The 20,461-nt window shown below is 63.9% G+C and carries 23 protein-coding genes; 12 read left to right on the top strand and 11 right to left on the bottom strand.

Annotation, left to right across the window (positions count from 1 at the left end; genetic code table 11):
• Positions 1 to 90: 90 nt before the first annotated feature.
• Together ACQY6T_RS06815 and ACQY6T_RS06810 are read right to left on the bottom strand one after the other, a co-directional pair.
• Positions 91 to 786, bottom strand: a complete 696-nt coding sequence (locus tag ACQY6T_RS06815) for a glutathione S-transferase N-terminal domain-containing protein (RefSeq protein ID WP_428629764.1) — start codon at positions 784 to 786, stop codon at positions 91 to 93.
• Positions 783 to 1,136 carry a chorismate mutase gene (locus tag ACQY6T_RS06810; RefSeq protein ID WP_428629762.1) on the bottom strand — a complete coding sequence of 118 codons (354 nt, stop codon included), beginning with the start codon at positions 1,134 to 1,136 and terminating at the stop codon, positions 783 to 785. The genes ACQY6T_RS06815 and ACQY6T_RS06810 overlap by 4 nt, the downstream gene beginning before the upstream one ends.
• 38 nt (positions 1,137 to 1,174) lie before the next feature.
• Between ACQY6T_RS06810 and ACQY6T_RS06805 the strand changes: the two genes are divergently transcribed.
• The 4 genes from ACQY6T_RS06805 to ACQY6T_RS06790 all read left to right on the top strand — a co-directional run bounded on the left by ACQY6T_RS06805 (position 1,175) and on the right by ACQY6T_RS06790 (position 5,395).
• Positions 1,175 to 2,188 carry a polyprenyl synthetase family protein gene (locus ACQY6T_RS06805; protein ID WP_428629760.1) on the top strand — a complete coding sequence of 338 codons (1,014 nt, stop codon included), beginning with the start codon at positions 1,175 to 1,177 and terminating at the stop codon, positions 2,186 to 2,188.
• Between the two features lie 22 nt (positions 2,189 to 2,210).
• On the top strand, positions 2,211 to 2,588 hold the full coding sequence (locus ACQY6T_RS06800; protein ID WP_428629758.1) for a DUF1801 domain-containing protein: 378 nt from the start codon (positions 2,211 to 2,213) through the stop codon (positions 2,586 to 2,588).
• A complete protein-coding gene (gene hrpB / locus ACQY6T_RS06795; protein ID WP_428629756.1) occupies positions 2,588 to 5,050 on the top strand; it encodes an ATP-dependent helicase HrpB in 2,463 nt (820 codons plus the stop codon). Before ACQY6T_RS06800 ends, hrpB begins: the two co-directional genes overlap by 1 nt.
• Before the next feature lie 66 nt (positions 5,051 to 5,116).
• Positions 5,117 to 5,395 carry an ETC complex I subunit gene (locus ACQY6T_RS06790; RefSeq protein ID WP_428629754.1) on the top strand — a complete coding sequence of 93 codons (279 nt, stop codon included), beginning with the start codon at positions 5,117 to 5,119 and terminating at the stop codon, positions 5,393 to 5,395.
• A gap of 102 nt (positions 5,396 to 5,497) precedes the next feature.
• Here the strand turns inward: ACQY6T_RS06790 and ACQY6T_RS06785 are convergent, their stop codons facing one another.
• The 5 genes from ACQY6T_RS06785 to ACQY6T_RS06765 form a co-directional block, all read right to left on the bottom strand.
• Positions 5,498 to 5,713, bottom strand: a complete 216-nt coding sequence (locus tag ACQY6T_RS06785; RefSeq protein WP_428629752.1) for a DUF4170 domain-containing protein — start codon at positions 5,711 to 5,713, stop codon at positions 5,498 to 5,500.
• Positions 5,714 to 5,782: 69 nt separating this feature from the next.
• A complete protein-coding gene (locus ACQY6T_RS06780) occupies positions 5,783 to 6,136 on the bottom strand; it encodes a hypothetical protein (RefSeq protein ID WP_428629750.1) in 354 nt (117 codons plus the stop codon).
• Complete coding sequence (locus tag ACQY6T_RS06775; protein ID WP_428629749.1) at positions 6,120 to 6,530, bottom strand: hypothetical protein; 411 nt, start codon at positions 6,528 to 6,530, stop codon at positions 6,120 to 6,122. The genes ACQY6T_RS06780 and ACQY6T_RS06775 overlap by 17 nt, the downstream gene beginning before the upstream one ends.
• Positions 6,514 to 6,978, bottom strand: coding sequence for a phage holin family protein (locus tag ACQY6T_RS06770; RefSeq protein WP_428629747.1), 465 nt, complete (start codon positions 6,976 to 6,978; stop codon positions 6,514 to 6,516). The genes ACQY6T_RS06775 and ACQY6T_RS06770 overlap by 17 nt, the downstream gene beginning before the upstream one ends.
• A gap of 7 nt (positions 6,979 to 6,985) precedes the next feature.
• Positions 6,986 to 7,531, bottom strand: coding sequence for a hypothetical protein (locus ACQY6T_RS06765; RefSeq protein ID WP_428629745.1), 546 nt, complete (start codon positions 7,529 to 7,531; stop codon positions 6,986 to 6,988).
• A 201-nt stretch (positions 7,532 to 7,732) separates the two neighbouring features.
• On the opposite strand from ACQY6T_RS06765, the gene eno reads away from it, so the two are divergent.
• Complete coding sequence (eno, locus tag ACQY6T_RS06760) at positions 7,733 to 9,007, top strand: phosphopyruvate hydratase (RefSeq protein ID WP_428629744.1); 1,275 nt, start codon at positions 7,733 to 7,735, stop codon at positions 9,005 to 9,007.
• Between the two features lie 113 nt (positions 9,008 to 9,120).
• Here eno and ACQY6T_RS06755 read toward each other — a convergent pair whose 3' ends face one another.
• On the bottom strand, positions 9,121 to 11,052 hold the full coding sequence (locus ACQY6T_RS06755) for a S9 family peptidase (RefSeq protein WP_428629742.1): 1,932 nt from the start codon (positions 11,050 to 11,052) through the stop codon (positions 9,121 to 9,123).
• A 126-nt stretch (positions 11,053 to 11,178) separates the two neighbouring features.
• On the opposite strand from ACQY6T_RS06755, the gene ACQY6T_RS06750 reads away from it, so the two are divergent.
• From ACQY6T_RS06750 to ACQY6T_RS06725, 6 genes are all read left to right on the top strand, one after another.
• Positions 11,179 to 11,505 carry an FtsB family cell division protein gene (locus ACQY6T_RS06750; RefSeq protein WP_428629741.1) on the top strand — a complete coding sequence of 109 codons (327 nt, stop codon included), beginning with the start codon at positions 11,179 to 11,181 and terminating at the stop codon, positions 11,503 to 11,505.
• A 254-nt stretch (positions 11,506 to 11,759) separates the two neighbouring features.
• Entirely contained in the window at positions 11,760 to 12,830 is a 1,071-nt protein-coding gene (gene pdhA / locus ACQY6T_RS06745; protein WP_428629739.1) for a pyruvate dehydrogenase (acetyl-transferring) E1 component subunit alpha, read from the top strand.
• A gap of 1 nt (position 12,831) precedes the next feature.
• Positions 12,832 to 14,250, top strand: a complete 1,419-nt coding sequence (locus tag ACQY6T_RS06740; RefSeq protein ID WP_428629737.1) for a pyruvate dehydrogenase complex E1 component subunit beta — start codon at positions 12,832 to 12,834, stop codon at positions 14,248 to 14,250.
• Between the two features lie 28 nt (positions 14,251 to 14,278).
• Positions 14,279 to 14,878, top strand: coding sequence for a hypothetical protein (locus ACQY6T_RS06735; RefSeq protein WP_428629735.1), 600 nt, complete (start codon positions 14,279 to 14,281; stop codon positions 14,876 to 14,878).
• Between the two features lie 84 nt (positions 14,879 to 14,962).
• The gene (gene epsC, locus ACQY6T_RS06730) at positions 14,963 to 15,673 is read left to right on the top strand and encodes a serine O-acetyltransferase EpsC (protein ID WP_428629733.1); all 711 of its coding nucleotides are present in this window, start codon (positions 14,963 to 14,965) and stop codon (positions 15,671 to 15,673) included.
• Positions 15,673 to 16,020, top strand: a complete 348-nt coding sequence (locus ACQY6T_RS06725) for a DUF2794 domain-containing protein (RefSeq protein ID WP_428629731.1) — start codon at positions 15,673 to 15,675, stop codon at positions 16,018 to 16,020. The genes epsC and ACQY6T_RS06725 overlap by 1 nt, the downstream gene beginning before the upstream one ends.
• Here ACQY6T_RS06725 and ACQY6T_RS06720 read toward each other — a convergent pair.
• From ACQY6T_RS06720 to ACQY6T_RS06710, 3 genes are all read right to left on the bottom strand, one after another.
• On the bottom strand, positions 15,998 to 17,071 hold the full coding sequence (locus ACQY6T_RS06720) for a hypothetical protein (RefSeq protein ID WP_428629730.1): 1,074 nt from the start codon (positions 17,069 to 17,071) through the stop codon (positions 15,998 to 16,000). The genes ACQY6T_RS06725 and ACQY6T_RS06720 overlap by 23 nt on opposite strands.
• A 77-nt stretch (positions 17,072 to 17,148) precedes the next feature.
• Positions 17,149 to 17,736 (bottom strand): DUF4328 domain-containing protein, encoded by a 588-nt coding sequence (locus tag ACQY6T_RS06715; RefSeq protein ID WP_428629729.1) that lies wholly within the window; start codon positions 17,734 to 17,736, stop codon positions 17,149 to 17,151.
• 126 nt (positions 17,737 to 17,862) lie between these two features.
• Complete coding sequence (locus ACQY6T_RS06710) at positions 17,863 to 18,765, bottom strand: SDR family oxidoreductase (RefSeq protein WP_428629727.1); 903 nt, start codon at positions 18,763 to 18,765, stop codon at positions 17,863 to 17,865.
• 200 nt (positions 18,766 to 18,965) lie between these two features.
• Between ACQY6T_RS06710 and ACQY6T_RS06705 the strand changes: the two genes are divergently transcribed.
• Positions 18,966 to 20,186, top strand: coding sequence for an OprO/OprP family phosphate-selective porin (locus tag ACQY6T_RS06705; RefSeq protein ID WP_428629726.1), 1,221 nt, complete (start codon positions 18,966 to 18,968; stop codon positions 20,184 to 20,186).
• The last annotated feature ends 275 nt before the right edge of the window (positions 20,187 to 20,461 follow it).

The following is a 20,461-nucleotide window of genomic DNA, read 5'->3' as shown; positions in this document are numbered from 1 at the left end:
CCTTGCACCGCCTGTACTGAGAGGGCGGATGGATCCCGGATCAAGTCCGGGATGACGACAATATAGGTCAACAACCGGTCGGAAGCGGCCCTATTCCGCCGTGACTTCCAACCCACGCTGCACTCCGGGGCGTGCCAACCCCGCATCGAGCCAGCGTTGCGCCTGCTTAAAGCGGTCAAACCCGACGATCTCGCGCGCGCCATAAAAGCCGATCAGGTTGCGCACCCAGCCGAGCAACGAAATGTCGGCGATGCTGTAATCGTCGCCCATGATCCACGCGCGATCCGCAAGCCGCTCGTCGAGCACGCTGAGCAGCCGCGTCGATTCCGCCGCATAACGATTACGCGGACGCTTATCCTCATAATCCTTGCCGACGAATTTGTGGAAGAAGCCAAGCTGGCCAAACATCGGCCCGACGCCGCCCACCTGCCACATCACCCATTGGATCGTTTCGTAACGCGCCGCGAGGTCGGCGGACAGGAACTGCCCCGACTTGTCGGCGAGATAAATCAGAATTGCACCCGATTCCCACAACGCCAGCGGCTTGCCGCCGGGGCCGTCGGGATCGATGATCGCCGGGATCTTGCCGTTGGGATTAAGCGCGAGGAACGCCGGATCGTGGCTTTCGCTCGCCATGATGTCGATCCGGTGCGGCTCGTAGGCGAGGCCGGTTTCCTCGAGCATGATCCCGACCTTGACACCGTTGGGCGTCGGCGCGGAAAACAGCTGGAGGCGATCGGGGTGTTGCGCGGGCCACCGCGTGAAAATGGCATGGTCGAGCGTCATGCGCTCTGTTCCCGCTTCGCCTGCTGGTGATGACGGATCACCTCGTCGATGATGAAGCGCAGGAATTTCTCGGTAAAATCGGGATCCAGATCGGCGTCGCGGGCCAAATTGCGCAGCCGTTCGATCTGACGCTCTTCGCGGTTCGGATCGGCGGGGGGCAGGCCGTCGCGCGCTTTCAGTTCGCCGACCGCCTTGGTCACCTTGAACCGTTCGGCCAGCATATAGACGAGCGCCGCGTCGATATTGTCGATACTCTGGCGGTAATGGCTCAGTTGATCGTCCATGCGCGGCTCCTCTTGTGCCCGGCACGCTTGGCACCGCTCAGGGGGCGCTGGCAAGCCGAAAGTCATTGCAAAATCGCGGCCGCGCGGCCAAGGCTCACGGTATCATGACTGCCGAAATCCACCAGCTCTACGGCGAACGCTCCCCTTCGCTTGACCCGATCATGGCGCTCGTCGCCGCCGATATGAACGAGGTCAACGCGGTCATCCTTGACCGCATGCAGTCCGAAGTGCCGCTGATCCCCGAACTCGCCGGTCATCTGATCGCGGGTGGCGGTAAACGGATGCGCCCGATGCTGACGCTCGCGTGCGGCAAGCTGCTCGACTATCCGGGGCGCCGCCATTGCAAGCTCGCCGCCGCGGTCGAGTTCATCCACACCGCAACGCTGCTTCACGACGATGTCGTCGACAAATCGGACCTGCGCCGCGGCCGCAAAACCGCGAACCTGATTTGGGGTAACAGCGCGCCGGTGCTGGTCGGCGATTTCCTGTTCAGCCGCGCGTTCGAGGTGATGGTCGAGGACGGATCGCTGAAGGTGCTCAAGATCCTGTCGCGCGCATCAGCGGTGATTGCCGAGGGCGAGGTCAATCAGCTGTCGGCGCAGCGCCGCATTGAAACGAGCGAAGACCAGTATCTGGCGATCATCAACGCCAAGACCGCCGAGCTGTTCGCAGCCGCCTGCAAGATCGCCGCGGTTGTCGCCGAACGCGATGAGGCGGCCGAAGCAGCGCTCGACGCCTATGGCCGCAACCTTGGTATCGCGTTCCAGCTGGTCGACGATGCGATCGACTATGTTTCGGACGCCGAAACAATGGGCAAGGGGGTCGGCGACGATTTCCGCGACGGCAAGGTCACCTTGCCCGTCATCCTCGCCTTTGCGCGCGGCAGCGCCGAGGAACGCGAGTTCTGGAAGCAGGCGATCGTCGGCCACCGCACGTCGGACGAAGATCTCGCCTTTGCGACCAGACTGCTCCACAAACATGACACGATCGCCGACACGCTGGCGCGCGCGCGCCATTATGGCCGCCGTGCGGTCGATGCGATCGGCGGTTTCCGTGCCAGCGAGGCGAAAGCGGCGCTGACCGAAGCGGTCGCCTTCGCCGTCGCACGCGCCTATTGATCCGCAACTGATGGCGATGGGAATGGGCCCTGTAGCGGACAATCCCGATGCCTATATCGCCGCGCTTGCGGACTGGCAGCGCGCGCGTTGCGTGATGCTGCGCGCGGCGATCATGGCGGCGGCCCCCTTTGATGAAACGATCAAATGGACCAACCTGGTATTCATGGCCAACGGCCCGTCGATCCTGATCCGTGCCGAGGACCATCGCGTGCTGCTCGGCTTCTGGCGCGGTAAGCGGCTGCGTGACATCGATCCGCGGATCAAGGCGAGCGGCAAATATGAACTTGGCAATCTGGTGATGATCGAGGGAACCGAGATCACTGCGCCTCAAGTCGCCCGATTGGCTGCCGAAGCTTTCCGCCTCAATGCCGAACTGGGCAATCCCACGGCGCGCACCTGATGCAGTTGCTCCCGATCGATCAGGTTCTGCCCGACATCATGGCGGCGCTCCTGCTCAAACCCAATGTGGTCGTGGTGGCGCCGCCGGGCGCGGGCAAGACGACGCGCGTTGCGCCCGCGCTGCTGGGTCAGCCGTGGTGCAGCGGCGACGTCTGGCTGCTCTCTCCCCGGCGCCTGGCGGCGCGCGCGGCAGCCGAACGCATCGCCGACGAGATGGGCGCAGCGGTCGGCGGCGTGGTCGGTTATGCGACGCGGCTCGACAGCAAGCAATCGGCAGCGACGCGGCTGCTGGTGATGACGCCGGGGCTGTTCCGCAACCGCATCCTAGCCGATCCCGAACTTGCAGGGGTGTCGGCGGTGCTGTTCGACGAAGTCCACGAGCGCAGCCTCGACGGCGATTTCGCACTCGCTCTGGCGATCGATGCGCAGCAGGGGCTGCGCGACGATCTGCGGCTGATCGCCATGTCGGCGACGCTCGACGGCGCGCGCTTCGGAGCGTTGCTTGGCAACGCGCCGGTGGTGCGCAGCGAGGGCAAGATTTTTCCGCTCGACCTGCGCCATATCGGCCGCCGCGCCGAGGATCGGCTGGAGGCGAGCGTGCTTGTCGCGGTGCGGCAGGCGATGGCCGATGAACCTGATGGCGACATGTTGTGCTTCCTGCCGGGCGCCGCCGACATCGAGCGCGCCGCAGCGGCGGTCGAGGCGGCCGGGTTGCCGCTCGTTGTCCACCGCCTGCACGGCCAAATCGACCCGGTGTTGCAGCGCAAGGCGCTCGTCCGCGATCCCGATGGTGGGCGTAAGTTGATCCTGGCGACCAGCATCGCCGAAACCAGCCTGACCATCGACGGGGTCCGGATCGTCATCGACGCCGGCCTGTCGCGGCGCCCGCGCTTCGACAAGGCGGCCGCGATTGCGCGGCTGGTCACCGAACGTGCCAGTCAGGCATCGGCGACGCAGCGGGCAGGGCGCGCTGCACGGCAGGGGCCGGGAGTGGCCTATCGCCTGTGGGAGGCAGCCGGGACCGCTGGCATGCCGCCGTTCGATCCGCCCGAAATCCATGAGAGCGACCTGATGCCCGTAGTGCTCGATTGCGCGAGCTGGGGCATTATCGATCCGCGCCAACTCGGCTGGCTCGACCCACCGTCACCCGCCGCGATTGCCGAAGCGAAAGGGCGGTTGCAGGCGATCGGCGCGCTGGGCGACGACGGCCGCATCACCGCCCATGGCAAGGCGCTCGCCGCGATCCCTCTGCCGGTGCCGCTCGCGCATATGCTGCTCGATGCGGCACGCGCGGGAGAGGGCGAGATGGCGGGGCGGCTCGCGGTGCTGCTCACTGAACCGGGGCTCGGCGGGCGCGGCGTCGATGTCGAGGCGCGGCTTGGACGCTGGCGGGGGCAGCGCGGCGACCGCAGCGAAGGCGCGGTCCGGCTGGCACGGCGGCTCGCGAGCATCGGCGACAAGCTGGCGGCGGGGACGGACGATGTCGCACCGCGCTCGATCGGCGGCTGGATCGCGACGGCGTGGCCCGACCGTGTCGCGCGCCAGCGCGCGGGACAGCGCGGCGAATATCTCAGTGTCGGTGGCCGCGCCTATCGCATTGATTCGGTCGAACCGCTGGCGGGCAGCGAATGGCTCGCGATTGCCGACGCGCAGGGTCATGCCGCGGGGGTCCGCATTCTCGCCGCTGCGCCGATTGAAGCCGCCGAGGTCGAGGCGATCTTTGCGAGCCGCATTATCACCCATTCGGCAAGTCGCTACGACGCCGCCAGCGATCGTGTCGATCACCGCCGCGAACGGCGTTTGGGTGCGATCGCGCTGGCCAGCGGGCAGGCGGGGCGCGGCGAAGGGGCCGAGGGTGATGTCGCGGTGCGGATGGCGGCGGTACGCGACAAGGGGCTGGGCCTCATCACCTGGGGACCGGTGTCGCAGGCGCTGCGCCAGCGGGCGTCGTTCGCAGGGATCGACGCGCTTTCGACCGGCGCGCTCGCCGACAGCCTTGAAATCTGGCTCGAGCCGCTGCTTGCGGGGTGCCGTGGGCTGCGCGATATTGGCGACCGCAGGCTGAGCGATGCCTTGATGGCGACGCTCGACTGGTCGGCGCGCCAGCTTCTCGAAAAACATGCGCCCGCCGACTATGCGACTCCCGTCGGCAGCCGGCACGCGATCGATTACGGCGCTGAGGGCGGGCCGACTGTCAGTGTGCGGGTGCAGGAACTGTTCGGGCTGGCGCGTCACCCGACGATCGGCGATCCGCCGGTGCCGCTGGTGCTCGCGCTGACCTCGCCCGCGCACCGCCCGATCCAGACGACGCGTGACCTTGTGTCCTTCTGGAGCGGTAGCTGGCACGACGTCGCGCGCGAGATGCGTGGCCGTTATCCCAGGCATAGCTGGCCCGACGATCCGGCGAATGCGCGGCCGACCTTGATGACGAAAGCGGCGCAGGCACGGCGTGATGCGCAATAGGCCTCTTTTCGCGGCGCGCCCTTGACGCTAAGGCGGCAACACAGGCACCAGAACAGGACGACCCCCATGAAAGCGCGCATTTTCCAGAAACCCAAAAATGCGATGCAGTCAGGGCGCGCCGGAACGCAACGCTGGACGCTGGAATTCGCCCCCGCCGAAGCGCGCAAGGCCGATCCGCTGATGGGCTGGGCGGGCAGCGGCGACACGCAGCGGCAGATCCGGCTCGGCTTTGCGAGCCAGGACGAGGCGGTGGCTTATGCGGACCGTAATGGGATCGATGCCGAAGTGGTTGCGCCGCCGGTGCGCACGCTGAAGATTCAGGCTTATGCGGATAATTTCAGGTAAGTTCTGAATGGCCGTCATTGCGAGCGAAGCGAAGCAATCTATGGCGGATTAGGCCTACTCTGGATTGCGGCGTCGCTCGCTCCTCGCAATGACGAGAGATGCCTACTCGCTGTCCGGCTGCAACAGCTTGTGCAGATGCACCACGACATATTTCATTTCCGCGTCGTCGACGGTGCGCTGTGCGGCGGCGCGCCATGCTTTTTCCGCCGTCTTATAGTCCGGGAACAGCCCGACCATGTCGAGGTTGTGGAGATCGACAAAGTCGGTGCCTTGCGGGTCGCTGACGCGTCCGCCGAACACGAGATGCAATTTGCTCATGGCTGCTGTCCTTGCGGGTCGGGGAGAAGGCGCGGCCCCTAACAGCGCGGCGCCGCTACGGCAAGCCGGTCAGTCGTCCTTGCGGCCTTTGGGAAGCAACGACCCGAGCAGCGCGCCGATGGCGATTGCACCGGCGACCAGCGCCATCGGCTGTTTCTCGGCGACCGTCTTCAGCTTGCTGTTCGCGCGCTTGGCCTGGACTTTGCCTTTTTCATACACCTCGCCGGCGGCCTCGCGGGCGACGCCCGCCTGCTCGCTGGCTTTCGCTGCAAAGTCTTCGGTCGCGGCGCGGGCGCGGCCATAACCGTCCTGAATCCGTGCCTTCGCTGCCTCTGCGGTCAGCCGCGCATTTTCGGCGGTTTTCTCGGCAAGTTCGCTCGCTTTGGCGCGCGCGTCGCTGGCGGTTTCACTGAACGGCTTCATCGTCATTCTCCACTGGTTCGATATATTCGCCGTCATCGGCATCGGTTTCGTCGGCGGGGGTGTTGTTCGCGAGGTGCAGGCGATCGGTGACTGCGTTCGCCAGATCCTGAATCTTGCGCGTCAATCGCGGCGCATGTTCCTTGATCGGTTCGCGCAGCAGCCAAGCGAGCCCTGCAACTGCGGCAAGCGCGATCGGCAAGCGATTTTCGCGAAACTGCTGCCGCACGGCATGCGCGGTGTCATCGATCTTTGCATTGACCCGATATTTGCCGCGATCGACCAGCGCTCCGGGCGTGAACGCCGCTTTAGCGACGTTGAGCCTTCGGTGCAGTTCGGCGCGCTGCAACATCGATCGGCGCGCTGCGGCTATCAGGCGATTACGCGTCCGCGCCATCATCGATCCCTTCATTGGTCAGATCGCTGCGAAACGCGGTGCGAATGTCGCCATAATGTCGATGCGCACGCCAGCCAGCAAGCGCGGCAATCGCCAGCAGACCCGACACGACCAGCAAAGTCGCAAGCAGCGGCCCGATCTGGGGCGACAGCGCCAAGATGGCGCCGAAGGCCAGCGCGAGCATGGCAACGCCCGCCGCGCTGGCGGCCACACCGCCCCAGATCGCAGCGCGGCTGGCCCCGTGTAGCGCCAGCTCGCCGCGCGCCTCGATCAACGCCAGCTCTGCCCGAGCGGTCGCCGACAGATTATCGACGACATCGCCAACAATCTGTTCGAGCGGCACGGGCGGCGGAGCAACCGGTGAGCTGTCCGGCGCGTAGCCGTGGCTTATGCCGTCAAAGCTGCGCTCTTCGGACGTGGGCGGAGGGGTCGGATCTGCAGATGGCAAGACCTTGTCAATCGTTCGAGCCGCCCTTGAGCATCCGGGCCAACACGAAGCCGATTACCGTTGCTGCGCCCACCGCGATCGCCGGATTCTTCTTGACCATAGCCTTGGTGGAAGCGGCAAGCTCGTCGAGATCCTTTTTGTCGAGCGTCGACGAAAGGCCCGCGACGGTTGCTGCGGCCGAGCGGGCATAGTCGCCATATTGCTTGCCGAATTTGCTGTCGACGGTACCGGCGCTGTCTTCCAGCATCTTGGCCAAATTGCCGACAGCGTCGGCGGCCTTGTTCTTACCCTTCGTCGCAGCATCGCGCGCCTTGGCAGAGGCCTGGTTCGCCAGCGTCGTCGCATCGCCCTTCAGCGAGGCGGCCTTTTTCGAGGCTTCGGACTTGATGGTGTCGCGGGTCGCAGCCAACTGGTCGCGGATCGGGTGATCCTTGGCGGCCTTCACGCTGGCTGGCTTGCGCGCAGGCGCAGCCTTGGTAGCGGCAGCCTTCGCAGGTGCCTTGGGACGCGGAGCGGCGACTTTCTTGGTCGCGGGGGTAGCGGCTTTGGCCATGGCGTTGTCCTCTTCTTCTTTTGTCGGGCGCCGCATCGGCGAACATCCCATTGGTCCTGCCTGAATATATAGCAAGAGCCGCCCATTGGTTCCATAGGCCAGCAAAATTCCTATGCATTATTGCGATTCCCGCGCCGCGCCGATAACAGGCGGTCGCCATTCCAAACCGGCCTATCGCTGGCCGCCAGCAGGACACCGACCATGACCGCCATCATCGACATCCACGGCCGCGAAATTCTCGACAGCCGTGGCAACCCCACCGTCGAAGTCGATGTGCTGCTGGAGGACGGCAGCTTTGGCCGCGCCGCGGTGCCGTCGGGCGCTTCGACGGGCGCGCATGAAGCGGTCGAACTGCGCGACGGCGACAAAAGCCGTTACTTGGGCAAGGGTGTGATCAAGGCGGTTGCCGCGGTCAATGGCGATATCGCCGAAACGCTGATCGGCCTGGATGCCGAAGACCAGCGCGAACTCGATCAGGCGATGATCGACCTCGACGGCACCCCGAATAAAAGCCGCCTTGGCGCCAATGCGATCCTCGGCGTCAGCCTCGCCGCCTCAAAGGCGGCCGCCGACGCGCGCGGCCTGCCGCTCTATCGCTATGTCGGCGGCGTGTCGGCGCGCACGCTGCCCGTTCCGATGATGAACATCATCAACGGCGGCGAACATGCCGACAATCCGATCGACGTGCAGGAATTCATGATCATGCCGGTCGGCGCCGGCAGCATCGCCGAAGCGGTGCGCTGGGGCAGCGAGATTTTCCACACGCTGAAGAAGGGTCTGTCGGCCAAGGGTCTCGCGACGGCGGTCGGCGACGAAGGCGGCTTCGCCCCGAACCTCGCCTCGACCCGCGCCGCGCTCGACTTCATCGCCGCCTCGGTCGATCAGGCGGGCTTCAAGCTCGGCACCGACGTCGTGCTCGCCCTCGATTGCGCCGCGACCGAGTTCTTCAAGAACGGCAAATATGAGATCAGCGGCGAAGGCCTATCGCTCAGCCCCGAACAGATGGCCGAATATCTCGCCGCGCTCGTCAACGACTACCCGATCAAGTCGATCGAGGACGGCATGAGCGAAGATGATTTCACGGGCTGGAAGGCGCTCACCGACCTCGTCGGCGACAAGTGCCAACTGGTCGGCGACGACCTGTTCGTCACCAACCCGCTGCGGCTGGAACAAGGGATCAAGGACGGGCTCGCCAACTCGCTGCTCGTCAAGGTCAACCAGATCGGCACGCTGTCGGAAACGCTCGACGCGGTCGATATGGCGCACCGCGCGCGTTACACCGCGGTGATGTCGCACCGTTCGGGCGAGACCGAGGACGCGACAATCGCCGACCTCGCGGTCGCAACCAACTGCGGCCAGATCAAAACCGGCAGCCTCGCGCGATCGGACCGGCTGGCAAAATACAACCAGCTGATCCGCATCGAAGAAGAGCTAGGCGACATGGCGCGTTATCCGGGCGCGGCGATTTTCGGGTAACGCCGTCATACCCGGTCCTCGTCATCCCGGACTCGATCCGGGATCCATTGCGGCGCCCGACCGCGTGGACCCCGGGTTAAGCCCGGGGTGACGAAGTTGGCGACGATGATCCGTCACTTCCCCTTCAAATATTTGTCGAACCACCCGATCGTGCGGCGCAGCGAGTCTAGCTGGTTTTCGCGTTTCTGGAAGCCGTGGCCTTCTTCGGGGTAGAAGACGGTTTCGACGATATTGCCCTTTGCCTTGAGGAGGTCGTTGACTTCCTGCGCCTGACCGCGCGGCACCCGGATGTCGTTTTCCCCCTGGATCGTCAGCAGCGGCGCCTTGGCGGCTTTCATATAGGTGAGCGGCGACGCGGCATCATAGACCGCGCCATCCTTTTCAGGGGTGCCGAGCAGAGTGCGCTGATAGGCTTTGAGAAACTCGTCCTGATCGCGGTACATCGTGCGCCAGTTGATGATGCCGAACCATTGCACCGCGGCGGCGAACTCGTCGGGCGTGCGGCCGATCGCCATCAGCGTCATGAAGCCGCCGTACGAGCCGCCGAAAATGCCGACCTTCTGTTTATCGACATAGCCTGACTTCACGAGGAAGTCCTTGGCCGCGACAGTGTCCTTCAGGTCGCCGCCGCCCAGATCCTGAAAATTCGCCTCCTGAAACGCCTTGCCATAGCCGGTCGAGCCGCGAAAATTGGGCTGGATCACGACATAGCCGCGGGTCGCAAAGGCGGTGGCGTAACGCGAAAATCCGTCCTGCGACTGGCTGGTCGGGCCGCCGTGGGGGATGACGATCGCAGGATTGCTGCCGTCGCGCTTCAGGTTGAATGGCGTCGTGACCACCGCGCTGATCAAGGTGCCGTCGAAGCTTTTGTAGGTCACGACCTGCGATTTGGGCAGGTTCGCCGGGGTCAGGCTGGCCATCGCAAAGGAAATGACCGGATCAGCGCGGTTCGCGGCGAGATCATAGGCGTAGAGCATGTTCGGCGAATCCGCGCCGCTGCGCGTGACGAACATGCGCTGGCCGTCGGGCGAGAACACGAGCGCGCCCGGAATCCCGTTGCGGCCCGGGTCGAGCGCGAGATCGGTCCGGGCCATCGTCGCCAGGTCGATACGCGACAGGGTCGAGCGGCCATCGTTATTGGTACGGATGAACATCGATTTGCCGTCGGGGGTGACGACGTCGCTCGATTCCTCCCACGGCGTTTTGGCAAGCCAGCGCCATTTCTTCGTCGCCGGGGTATAGGCACCGGCGTGCATCTGGCCGGTGCCGTCGTTGGTGGTCACCGCCAGCGTCGCGCCATCGGGGGCCGCGCCGCTGGCGATATAGACGGTCTTGGCCTTGCCGAGCAATTGGGTTGCGGCGCCGGTCGCAACGTCGATCCGCCACACTTCGCTGACCGATCCATCGACGCTTTGGCGATTGGCGATGACCGCCTTGCCGCCGTCGATCCAGCTGGCGACGCCCCAATTATATTGCGGGTCCTTCTCGGCGGTCAGGCTGCGGATTTTGCCGTTGACGTCCATCACCGCGATGTTGCTCTGCCCTTCCGACTTGAGCTTGGTGGTCAGCGCGACGAGCCCGCCCGCGGGTCCAGGGATCAGAGCTGTTTCGCTGCGGTCGGGCGTGTTGGTCAGATTTTCGACCGCGCCGCCGCCGGTCGGCACGCGGTAGATATCGGAATATTCGTCGCCGCCGGTGTCCTGCGTAAAATACAGCCACTTGCCGTCGCGCGTCGGCGCGAGACCGGCTTGCGCTTCGTTCGATTGCGTCAGCTGAACCGGCCAGCTGCCGCCCACGTCCATCCGCCAGATGTTGGCGCGGCCGGTCAAGTCGGTAGCGATGAAAATCTGTTTGCCGTCGGCGCTCCACACAACGTCGTACAGCGAACGGGTGACCCCGATGTCGTCGAGCGGGACCGGGCGGGCATCGGGATTAGCCGGCGAATTGATCGATTGCGGATCGGTGACGGGTCGGTCGGGCGTCGCGATCTGTGCGGCGAGCGGCGACGCGGTGGCAAGCAGTATCGCAGTAAGGATCAATCGCATAAATCACTCCCCATTTGTCAGGACGCGACTGTGCCAGAGCCAAATCTGATCGACCAGTCCGAAAAGTGTGGAAAAGCAGGCTATCCGTGCTTGACCCGTTGAATCAACTCTGATTCAAGGGCCGGAATGACGCAGCGCCACAAACTCCGTAAATCGATGAACCGGGCCGTCGGTCCGGCGATCGCCGTGATCGCGGTGTTGGCGATGATCGGCTACATCATTTTCGGTCCGACCGGCCTTTATGCCTGGGGCGATTATGGTCAGTCGGTCGAAAAGCAGCGCATCGTGCTGAGCGAGCTCGCCAAGAAGCAGGGTGAGCTGCAGAACCGGGTCAACCTGTTGGACCGGCGCCGCGCCGACCCGGACTTGGCCGAGGAATATGTCCGCGAAAAGCTGGGCGCCTATCACCCCGACGAAGTAATCATTCCGATGGAACCCGACGCAAAGCCGTAAGCGCGCGAGACTATCGTCGTCGGCATTGCGAGGAGCCGAAGGCGATGCGGCAATCTCCAGCTATCGGCCTGGCGCAAGACCGATAGCTGGAGATTGCTTCGCTTCGCTCGCAAGGACGGTTGGGTGCACTCTGCTGCGCCTTTGCTGCATACGTAAGTTAAGCGGGCATCCTCCCATGGCGGGCGTTGCCAACCCCGCCTTGGCTCTCCTATAGGGAAGCCTTGCCGTAACGGCTAAATGCAAAGGAACCCGCCTTGGCCAAAGCACCCGCGCACAAACCTGCTGCGCTGAAAAAAACTGCATCGACCCCGGCCGCTGCGACCAATCGCGAGCATCCGCGCGATCCCGTTCCGTATGACGCGACGCCCGAACAGTTGGAGAAATTCTATCGCGAGATGCTGCTGATCCGTCGTTTCGAAGAGAAGGCCGGGCAGCTTTACGGTCTGGGGCTGATCGGCGGTTTCTGCCATTTGTATATCGGTCAGGAAGCCGTGGCGGTCGGCCTGCAGTCGGCTCTCGATGGCGACAAGGACAGCGTCATCACCGGCTACCGCGACCATGGCCATATGCTCGCTTACGGAATCGACCCCAAAGTCATCATGGCCGAACTGACCGGCCGCGCCGCGGGGATCTCGCGCGGCAAGGGCGGGTCGATGCACATGTTCAGCGTCGAGAAGAAATTTTACGGCGGCCATGGCATCGTCGGGGCGCAGGTGTCGCTCGGCACCGGGCTGGCATTTGGGCATAAATATCGCGGCGACGGCGGCGTGGCGATGTCCTATTTCGGCGATGGCGCGTCGAACCAAGGGCAGGTGTATGAAAGCTTCAACATGGCGGAGCTTTGGAAGCTGCCGATCATCTTCGTGATCGAAAACAACCAGTACGCCATGGGTACTTCGGTTAACCGTTCGTCGGCCGAAGACCAGCTCTATCGCCGCGGCGAAAGTTTCCGCATCCCCGGCATGCAGGTCGATGGCATGGACGTGCTGGCGGTGCGCGGCGCGGCCGAAGCGGCGCTCGAATGGGTGCGCGCGGGCAAGGGGCCGGTGCTGATGGAACTCAAGACCTATCGTTATCGCGGCCATTCGATGTCCGACCCCGCCAAATATCGCAGCCGCGAGGAAGTGCAGGCGGTGCGCGACAAATCCGACGCGCTTGAACATCTCAAAAAACTGATGCTCGACGCCGGGGTTACCGAGGACAAGTTCAAGGAAATCGACAAGGAAATCCGGCAAGTCGTCGCCGATTCCGCCGACTTTGCCGAAAGCGCCCCCGAACCCGAATTGCATGAACTTTATACCGACGTGCTGGTGGAGCAATATTGAGATGGCCATCGAATTGAAGATGCCGGCGCTGTCGCCGACGATGGAAGAAGGCACGCTCGCCAAGTGGCTCGTCAAGGAAGGCGACACGGTTAAATCGGGTGACATCTTGGCCGAGATCGAGACCGACAAGGCGACGATGGAATATGAGGCGATCGACGAAGGGACGATAGGCCAGATCCTGGTCGCCGAGGGTACCGACAATGTGAAGGTCGGGACCGTGATCGCAACGATTACGGGTGAGGGCGAGGATGCTGCGGCTCCGGCGCCCGCCGCTTCAGCGGAGCCCGCCAAAACCGTCGCCCCAGCGGAAGCTGGGGCAACTAGCGGCGGCGCTTCCACGCCTGAGGTCCCAGCTTCCGCTGGGACGACGGCTCAGTCGTCCGCACCTGCCGCGACCGAACGCGCCTCCGACCCCGCGATTCCCGAAGGCACCGCGATGGTCAAGACCACCGTCCGCGAGGCGTTACGCGATGCCATGGCCGAGGAAATGCGCAAGGACGACCGCGTGTTCGTGATGGGCGAGGAAGTCGCGGAATATCAGGGCGCGTACAAAGTCACGCAGGGGCTGCTCGACGAGTTCGGCGCCCGCCGTGTCGTCGATACTCCGATCACCGAATATGGCTTTGCCGGGCTGGGCGCGGGCGCCGCGATGGGCGGGCTGAAGCCGGTCATCGAATTCATGACCTTCAACTTCGCGATGCAGGCGATCGACCACATCATCAACTCGGCGGCAAAGACCAATTATATGTCGGGCGGCCAGATGCGCTGCCCGATCGTGTTCCGCGGCCCCAATGGCGCGGCATCGCGCGTCGGTGCGCAGCACAGCCAGAACTTTGCGCCCTGGTACGCCAGCGTCCCCGGTCTGATCGTGATCGCACCTTATGACGCCGCCGATGCCAAGGGGCTTTTGAAAGCGGCGATCCGCACCGAAGATCCGGTGGTGTTCCTCGAAAACGAGCTGCTCTACGGTCGCAGCTTCGACGTTCCCGATGTCGAGGATTTTGTCCTGCCGATCGGCAAGGCGCGGATCATGCGAACCGGCGGCGATGTCACCATCGTCAGCTATTCGATCGGCGTCGGGCTGGCGCTCGAAGCCGCCGACCAGCTGGCGGGCGAAGGGATCGAGGCCGAGGTCATCGATTTGCGCACGCTGCGCCCGCTCGATATTGTGACCGTGCTGGCGAGCCTGAAAAAGACCAACCACCTCGTCATCGTCGAGGAAGGCTGGCCGACTTGCTCGATCGCCAGCGAATTGGCGATGGTCGCGATGGAGCAAGGTTTCGACGATCTCGACGCGCCCGTGATGCGCGTGTGCAACGAGGACGTACCGCTGCCCTATGCCGCCAATCTGGAAAAGATCGCCTTGATCGATACGCCGCGCGTCGTCGCGGCGGTGAAGGCGGTCCGCAATCGCGCCTGACGACCCGGAGGCGGCTTTCTATCCCGATATGCGCGATCCGCGCGTGATGGTCGCGGTGCCGCGGGAGCGGCGCGCGGCGATGACGGCGCTGTGGGGACTTGCCGCCCGCCTTACCAAGCTTCTGATCGACGCGCGCGAACCGTTGATCGGGCAGATCAAGCTGGCCTGGTGGCGCGACATGGCAGGCATGATCGCGGCCGATCCCGGCGGCCTGCCAAAAGGCGAGCCGCTGCTCGCCGAGCTGGCCGCGACATGGGAGGGGCAGGGCGGCCTCGACGCGCTGGTCGATGCGGCCGAAGCGATGCTGCTCGCCGAAACCGCCGACGACCGCCGCGCGGCGTCGGAGAGCTTTGGCATGCGACTTTTTGCGTTGTCGGGCGGCGATGCAGGCGGCGGGCGACGTTGGGGGTGGCTATGGGGCGCAGGCGTGGAGAAGGACGACCCCGTAGCGCGCCGACTGCTCGCGGACGCCAAAGCCTGCGATGCGCCCCGTCGCGATGTTTTTTCTGGAAATCGGGCGTTATTGATGCTCGACCGTTGGGCAGGAGCGATTGCGCAAAGCGACGGCGAACGGCGCTGGCGCGGCGAGGGTTGGCTGCTGTTCCGTCTGGGGCTGATCGGCCGCTGACGATAAAAACGCGCCGGGGGTGGAAAAGCGCCGCCCAAACATCTATCTTGTCCGGTACATAATAGGGTCGCAGGGGACATCTGCATGTTCAACGGGCTGATCGCCTATCTCGATTCGATCAAGGCGCGCGATCCCGCGCCGCGGTCGCGTTGGGAAATCCTTCTTTACCCCGGCCTCGTCGCGGTCGGCATGCACCGTATCGCGCACTGGCTGTTCGAAGCGCGATTGTTCTTCCTCGCGCGCTTCGTCAATCATCTGTCGCGCTGGATGACCGCGATCGACATTCATCCGGGAGCGAAGATCGGGCGCCATTTGTTCATCGATCATGGCTTTACCGTGATCGGCGAGACCGCCGAGATTGGCGACAATGTCACCATTTATCAATGCGTGACGCTGGGCGGGACCGATCCCGCCAATGGCGTCGCGGGCAAGCGGCATCCGACCTTGGCCAACGATGTCATCGTCGGATCGGGCGCGCAAATTCTCGGCCCGATCACGGTCAGCCCGCGCGCGCGTATCGGTGCCAATGCGGTGGTGACCAAGGACGTGCCCGAAGGCGCGGTTATGGTCGGCATCCCGGCGCGCTCGACTTTGGTCGACGCTGCCGAATATGCCCGCGAATTTGTGCCCTATGGCACCTGCAACGAGACGTTCGACCCGGCGACGCAAAAGGTTGAGTTGCTCCAGTGTCAGCTGGAGCAGATGCAAAAGCAGCTCGCTCAGCTGATCGCCGAACGCGACGCCGTTGCCGAGGATGAGGCGCCGCCGCGCAAAGGGAGCCGGAAAAGCGCCTGATGGGAACCGTCACGCCTCTGCCGTTCCATGGCCGGATGGTACCGCAGCAGACCGGTTTCGAACGCCCTGAACTCATGCGCATCCTCGACCTGTATGGCCGGATGGTCGCGGCGGGGCATTGGCGCGACTATGCGATGGATTTCCACCGCGACGCTGCGATCTTTTCGGCCTTCCGCCGCGCCGCGGAGCGGCCCGAATATCGCATCGAAAAACGCCCCGCCTTGCGGAGCAGGCAAGGCATGTGGGCCTTGGTCTCCGAAGCCGGGGCGATTTTGAAGCGGGGGGACGAGCTTTCGAACGTGCTCGCCCCCGTCGAACGCAAGCTTATGAAGCTGGTATCGGACTGAGCGACCGCGTCGTGGCGGGCAGCTGGTCCGCCAGATTGTCGGGCAACAGGCCGACCACCGTCGCCCGGGCATTCTGCCAGAAGGCGGAGAGCAGCAGCAACGCCGATCCGATGACGAACGCTGTCAGCGCGACATTGAGTTCGACCGCGCCAAACGTGTTGAACAGCTGGGTCATTGCGAACAGCACATAGGCGAGCGCCGAAACGAGTAACGCCCGGCGGTCGATCGCCAGCGCGATCAGCCCGAACAGGATATAGACGCCGATCACCATCACCGCCGCGGCGCTGCCGATGTCATCACCGCGCGTGACGCCGAGCAGGTGGAAGATCGGGTGCGCGATCATCGGTGCGGCGAGCAGGTGGAGCCAGAAGGCGACGTCGCTGCGCCGCGTCTGGCGCACCCGATCGCTGCGATCCCACCACATGGCGAGCATGAACACGCCGAGCCCGGCGATCAGCACGAGGATCATCGGCAGCGTGCCGTCGGGGCTGGGCATTCCAGTGATCGCCAGCACCAGCGCGACCGCGGTCGCGGCGAGCGCGGCCGTACCAGCGGCAACGGTGATCGGGACCATGAAGCGCTTCCAATGGAGCCAAGTCGCGCCCGCGGTGATCAGCGCCATGGCGCTGATGATGATCGCGCCGACGGTTTCATCGGGGCGATTGCCGAAAATCGCTTCGCCATGTTCGACCAGGAAACCGACCATCGTCGCAAAGACGCCGCCGGCAAAGGCAAGCACCAACACGATGCTGGGCAATGCCATCCGCCGTTTGCGGGTGAAATATTCGGCCAGGAACCAAGCCGTGGCGGCGACAAATGCACCGCCCAGCGCGGTATGGATCGATGCGCCGATCCAGCCCACTGCCATGAGCAGGATCACTGCGGCGATGCTGACGAAAATATCGTTGAAGCCGGTAATGAGGCGAAATGATTCCTCGTCCGCTCCGGGGGCGGCACGGACCGATGCGATATGCGACCGGAAAGCCAGCGCGGCCTCCGGCGTCAGTACTTTCGCATCGACCGCAGCTTGCAGGTCGGTTTCACTATACATCGGGGTCGTCCTTCTGTCCGATCCCCTTGCCCCGTCAGGCATCTAGCACAAGTGTGTTAGTGATGCAATACGATAAGTCAGGCGAAGATTTGCGCCGAGGTCAGCCGCTCGCTTTGTGCGCGCGAGATGCGATCAACGAGCCGGTAGGCGAGAGGATAGAGCGCGAGGGACAGCACTGACGAAAAGGTTTCGGCTTCCAGCGCGCTTCGTGCGTCGGCCGCATTGGCGGGATCGAGGCCGAGACGGAAAGCGAAATAAGAGGCGATGCCGGTAAGAACCCATAGGCCCCACCAGTAGACGAGCAAGGGTTCGCCGCGATCCAGGTCGCGTCCGCCGCTGTGGCTTGCGTTCCAGATCTGGCGCATCGCATCAAAGGGTTTGTACAAATTGGCGATGGGCACGAAATGCCAGCCGACCGCCCAGCCGGGAGTATAGCGAAACCCCAGTACCATCGCCGCATCCACATTGGCCGCCGCGCGATAGATCCACATGCCGAACACGACATAGGTGGCGACGAGCAACAGCCAGTTGGCGAGCAGGACGCCGGCATACAGGCCGTCAGGGCTGGTCACATCGCCGGCATTGTCGAGGCTGATCCAGCCCTGCAATTCGGCAATCTCGCCGATCAGCATCAGGGCGACCAGCGCCAGACCTCCGATCAGCATCGCTTTGACGACCTTAGCCCGACGTTGCAGTAAATCTATTCCGTCACCGAGAGTCATCTCCGCCATACCATTCCCCCGCATGGGGCGGCCGCCCCGACTGCCCCATGTAGAGGATATGTACCAGCGTCACCCCAGCGCCATCAATGCTTTCATGACATTCATCGACTGCTCGCTTCCCGACTGCGGAACGATTTCACCGTTGCGGTCGATGATCTTTTCCCACGCCGCAGCGACGCCCTCGGGGGTGCGCTCGTCCTCGGGCAATGCGACGCCGGGGGTCATGGTGACATAGGCCGCGTGATAGGCACCGGCGCCCGCGCCAATAATCATGTTGGTGGGGGCATCCTCGCTCACCAGATAGAGCGCGGCGGGGACGACATTTTCGGGGGTGAATTTCTCGAACAATTCGGCGGGGAAGATGTCCTCGGTCATCCGCGTACCCGCGACCGGGGCGATCGTGTTGCAACGGATGTTGTATTTTGCGCCTTCGAGGTGGAGCGTCTTGGTCAAGCCCGCGAGACCGAGCTTGGCGGCGCCATAATTGGCCTGACCGAAATTGCCGTAGAGGCCGGTCGACGACGCGGTCATCAGGATGCGGCCATAGGCCTGTTCGCGCATCAAATCCCAGCACGCCTTGGTGACGTTGGCGCTGCCGCTGACATGCACTTTCAGCACCAGGTCGAAATCCTCGGGGGTCATCTTGGCAAAGCTCTTGTCGCGCAGAATGCCGGCGTTGTTGATCAGGACATGGACGCCGCCCCAGGTTTCCTTCGCCTTGGCGACCATTTCGACCATCTGGTCATATTCGGTGACGCTGCCGCCGTTCGACATCGCGGTGCCGCCTGCCGCCTTGATTTCTTCAACGACGGCAAGCGCCGCGTCCGAATGGCCGGTGCCATCGCGCGAGCCGCCCAGATCGTTGACCACAACCTTCGCGCCGCGGCGCGCCAGTTCAAGCGCGTAGGCGCGGCCAAGGCCGCCGCCGGCACCGGTGACAATAGCAACGCGCCCGTCAAATTTGATCGTCATGATGATCTCCCGAGGGGGCAAGCCACGAGGGGGTTGCCCGAAAAAACTGGCCTGTCCTTAGCCGTTCGCCGCACACAGGCAAGGGGAGAACGGAAAAGCGCATGCTGCAACGAAAATGTCATGCAATTGACGTGCAACTGTCACAGAGACGTCATAACAGCGCCGCGAGTTTGTCACCTTTTCGCAACGGAGCAAATCCCATGCGCCCTTTCATGCTTGCCACGGCGGGCTTCATGCTACCTTTCGCGGCGCCGGCCTTCGCTGCCGAATCCCCCGAGGGTCCGCCGAGCCCGACCGCTGCTGCGAGCGATCCCGAAACGGCAAAGGCGCCCAAAAAAAAATCGGAATGGGAATTCAAACCGCGTTGGCGGCTGCAATATGATTTCGCCCATGTTGACGGCCCCGCAGGTCTTGTAGGCACGGGGAACAGCGAAGAGATCCGCCGCGCCCAGCTGGGTGTGGACATCAAGATGCCCGGCGGTTTTTCGGCGCGGATCGAGGGTGAGTTCACGGCCGATCCGGTCGAACTGGTCGACGCCTATCTCGCGTGGAACGGCGACGGCATCAACGTCACCGCAGGTCAGCATAAATTCTTCTCGCCGCTCGACGACATGACGAGCGACCTCAATACCAGTTTCACCGAACGCGCCGCGCTCGTCACCGCGTTCAATTTCTCACGCCGCACGGGGCTTTCGGCGGGCTATGTCAAGGGCGATTTCCAGGTCAACGCTGGGATCGGCACCGATCCGCTCATTCAGCTAAACGACGTCGATGACAACAGCATCTCGGCGCATGTGCGGACGGTATGGATGCCGCAGCTCGGCAAGGCCAAACTGCATTTCGCGGCCGCCTATCACTGGCGCGACCGCAAGGATTCCTCCGTCGTTCCGGTGCGGTATCGCCAGCGCCCGCTCGTTCATTCGACCGAGACGCGCTATGTCGCCACTCCGAACTTGCTGGCCGACCGCGAGCAGACCTATGGCGTCGAGGCGGCTGCGGTGAATGGACCGTTTCATTTCGCGAGCGAGGCTTATTGGCATCACACAAGCCGTCCGGCCGGAAGTGACCCCACCTTTTTCGGCGCCTATGCCGAGGCTGGCTTTTTCCTGACCAAGGGCGACAGTCGGCCTTTGAAGGGCGGCCAGTTCGGCGCCATCAAGCCGAAGAAGGCGCTGGGTGACGGCGGTATCGGTGCGGTCCAGATCAACGCGCGCTACGATTATCTCGACCTCAACAGTGGCGGCGTCGTCGGTGGGACGCAGCGCGGTTACCTGGCGTCGCTGGTGTGGACCCCGACGACCTATCTCAAGCTGATAGCCGAATACGCACGGCTCGATTACCGCAACGCCGCGATCGCAGTCGCGGGGGACCGCGACTATAGCGTCGATGTCATCGGCGCTCGGGTCCAGCTTACGTACTGATGATGTGTAGTCCCTGCGAAGAGGGGGCCGTCGTCGATCCAAGCAGCGACGGAGGAGAAAAAGCCGCTAGCGACCGCCGCCATCGCGGGCGCGACGGCTGGTCTTAGTCACTTGCTGCCATCCGTCGCCGTCGCCTACCATTGGCCCGCCTGACTACAGCCCACGACACCCTCCTCGCGCCGAACCAGTACAGAAATTCTCTTCTTTCGCTATGTTCGCCGCTTATGGATGTTCCACCGATCGTCGCCGGCAGGCTGGCCGCATCGACAAATGGC

Source organism: Sphingopyxis sp., from assembly GCF_965279725.1.
Lineage (GTDB): Bacteria > Pseudomonadota > Alphaproteobacteria > Sphingomonadales > Sphingomonadaceae > Sphingopyxis.
This window is presented reverse-complemented; position numbering and strand designations above follow the sequence as displayed.

What these genes read in the sequence shown, in the direction of transcription:
- ACQY6T_RS06715 (WP_428629729.1), bottom strand. Translation starts at nt 17,736, where the DNA reads ATGCTGATCGGAGGTCTGGCGCTGGTCGCCCTGATGCTGATCGGCGAG.
- ACQY6T_RS06775 (WP_428629749.1), bottom strand. Translation starts at nt 6,530, where the DNA reads ATGGCGCGGACGCGTAATCGCCTGATAGCCGCAGCGCGCCGATCGATG.
- ACQY6T_RS06720 (WP_428629730.1), bottom strand. Translation starts at nt 17,071, where the DNA reads ATGTATAGTGAAACCGACCTGCAAGCTGCGGTCGATGCGAAAGTACTG.
- ACQY6T_RS06805 (WP_428629760.1), top strand. Translation starts at nt 1,175, where the DNA reads ATGACTGCCGAAATCCACCAGCTCTACGGCGAACGCTCCCCTTCGCTT.
- ACQY6T_RS06765 (WP_428629745.1), bottom strand. Translation starts at nt 7,531, where the DNA reads ATGGCCAAAGCCGCTACCCCCGCGACCAAGAAAGTCGCCGCTCCGCGT.
- ACQY6T_RS06705 (WP_428629726.1), top strand. Translation starts at nt 18,966, where the DNA reads ATGCGCCCTTTCATGCTTGCCACGGCGGGCTTCATGCTACCTTTCGCG.
- ACQY6T_RS06780 (WP_428629750.1), bottom strand. Translation starts at nt 6,136, where the DNA reads ATGAAGCCGTTCAGTGAAACCGCCAGCGACGCGCGCGCCAAAGCGAGC.
- ACQY6T_RS06755 (WP_428629742.1), bottom strand. Translation starts at nt 11,052, where the DNA reads ATGCGATTGATCCTTACTGCGATACTGCTTGCCACCGCGTCGCCGCTC.
- eno (WP_428629744.1), top strand. Translation starts at nt 7,733, where the DNA reads ATGACCGCCATCATCGACATCCACGGCCGCGAAATTCTCGACAGCCGT.
- ACQY6T_RS06810 (WP_428629762.1), bottom strand. Translation starts at nt 1,136, where the DNA reads ATGACTTTCGGCTTGCCAGCGCCCCCTGAGCGGTGCCAAGCGTGCCGG.
- ACQY6T_RS06785 (WP_428629752.1), bottom strand. Translation starts at nt 5,713, where the DNA reads ATGAGCAAATTGCATCTCGTGTTCGGCGGACGCGTCAGCGACCCGCAA.
- ACQY6T_RS06740 (WP_428629737.1), top strand. Translation starts at nt 12,832, where the DNA reads ATGGCCATCGAATTGAAGATGCCGGCGCTGTCGCCGACGATGGAAGAA.
- ACQY6T_RS06725 (WP_428629731.1), top strand. Translation starts at nt 15,673, where the DNA reads ATGGGAACCGTCACGCCTCTGCCGTTCCATGGCCGGATGGTACCGCAG.
- ACQY6T_RS06815 (WP_428629764.1), bottom strand. Translation starts at nt 786, where the DNA reads ATGACGCTCGACCATGCCATTTTCACGCGGTGGCCCGCGCAACACCCC.
- ACQY6T_RS06790 (WP_428629754.1), top strand. Translation starts at nt 5,117, where the DNA reads ATGAAAGCGCGCATTTTCCAGAAACCCAAAAATGCGATGCAGTCAGGG.
- ACQY6T_RS06710 (WP_428629727.1), bottom strand. Translation starts at nt 18,765, where the DNA reads ATGACGATCAAATTTGACGGGCGCGTTGCTATTGTCACCGGTGCCGGC.
- ACQY6T_RS06735 (WP_428629735.1), top strand. Translation starts at nt 14,279, where the DNA reads ATGCGCGATCCGCGCGTGATGGTCGCGGTGCCGCGGGAGCGGCGCGCG.
- hrpB (WP_428629756.1), top strand. Translation starts at nt 2,588, where the DNA reads ATGCAGTTGCTCCCGATCGATCAGGTTCTGCCCGACATCATGGCGGCG.
- ACQY6T_RS06800 (WP_428629758.1), top strand. Translation starts at nt 2,211, where the DNA reads ATGGGCCCTGTAGCGGACAATCCCGATGCCTATATCGCCGCGCTTGCG.
- ACQY6T_RS06750 (WP_428629741.1), top strand. Translation starts at nt 11,179, where the DNA reads ATGACGCAGCGCCACAAACTCCGTAAATCGATGAACCGGGCCGTCGGT.
- epsC (WP_428629733.1), top strand. Translation starts at nt 14,963, where the DNA reads ATGTTCAACGGGCTGATCGCCTATCTCGATTCGATCAAGGCGCGCGAT.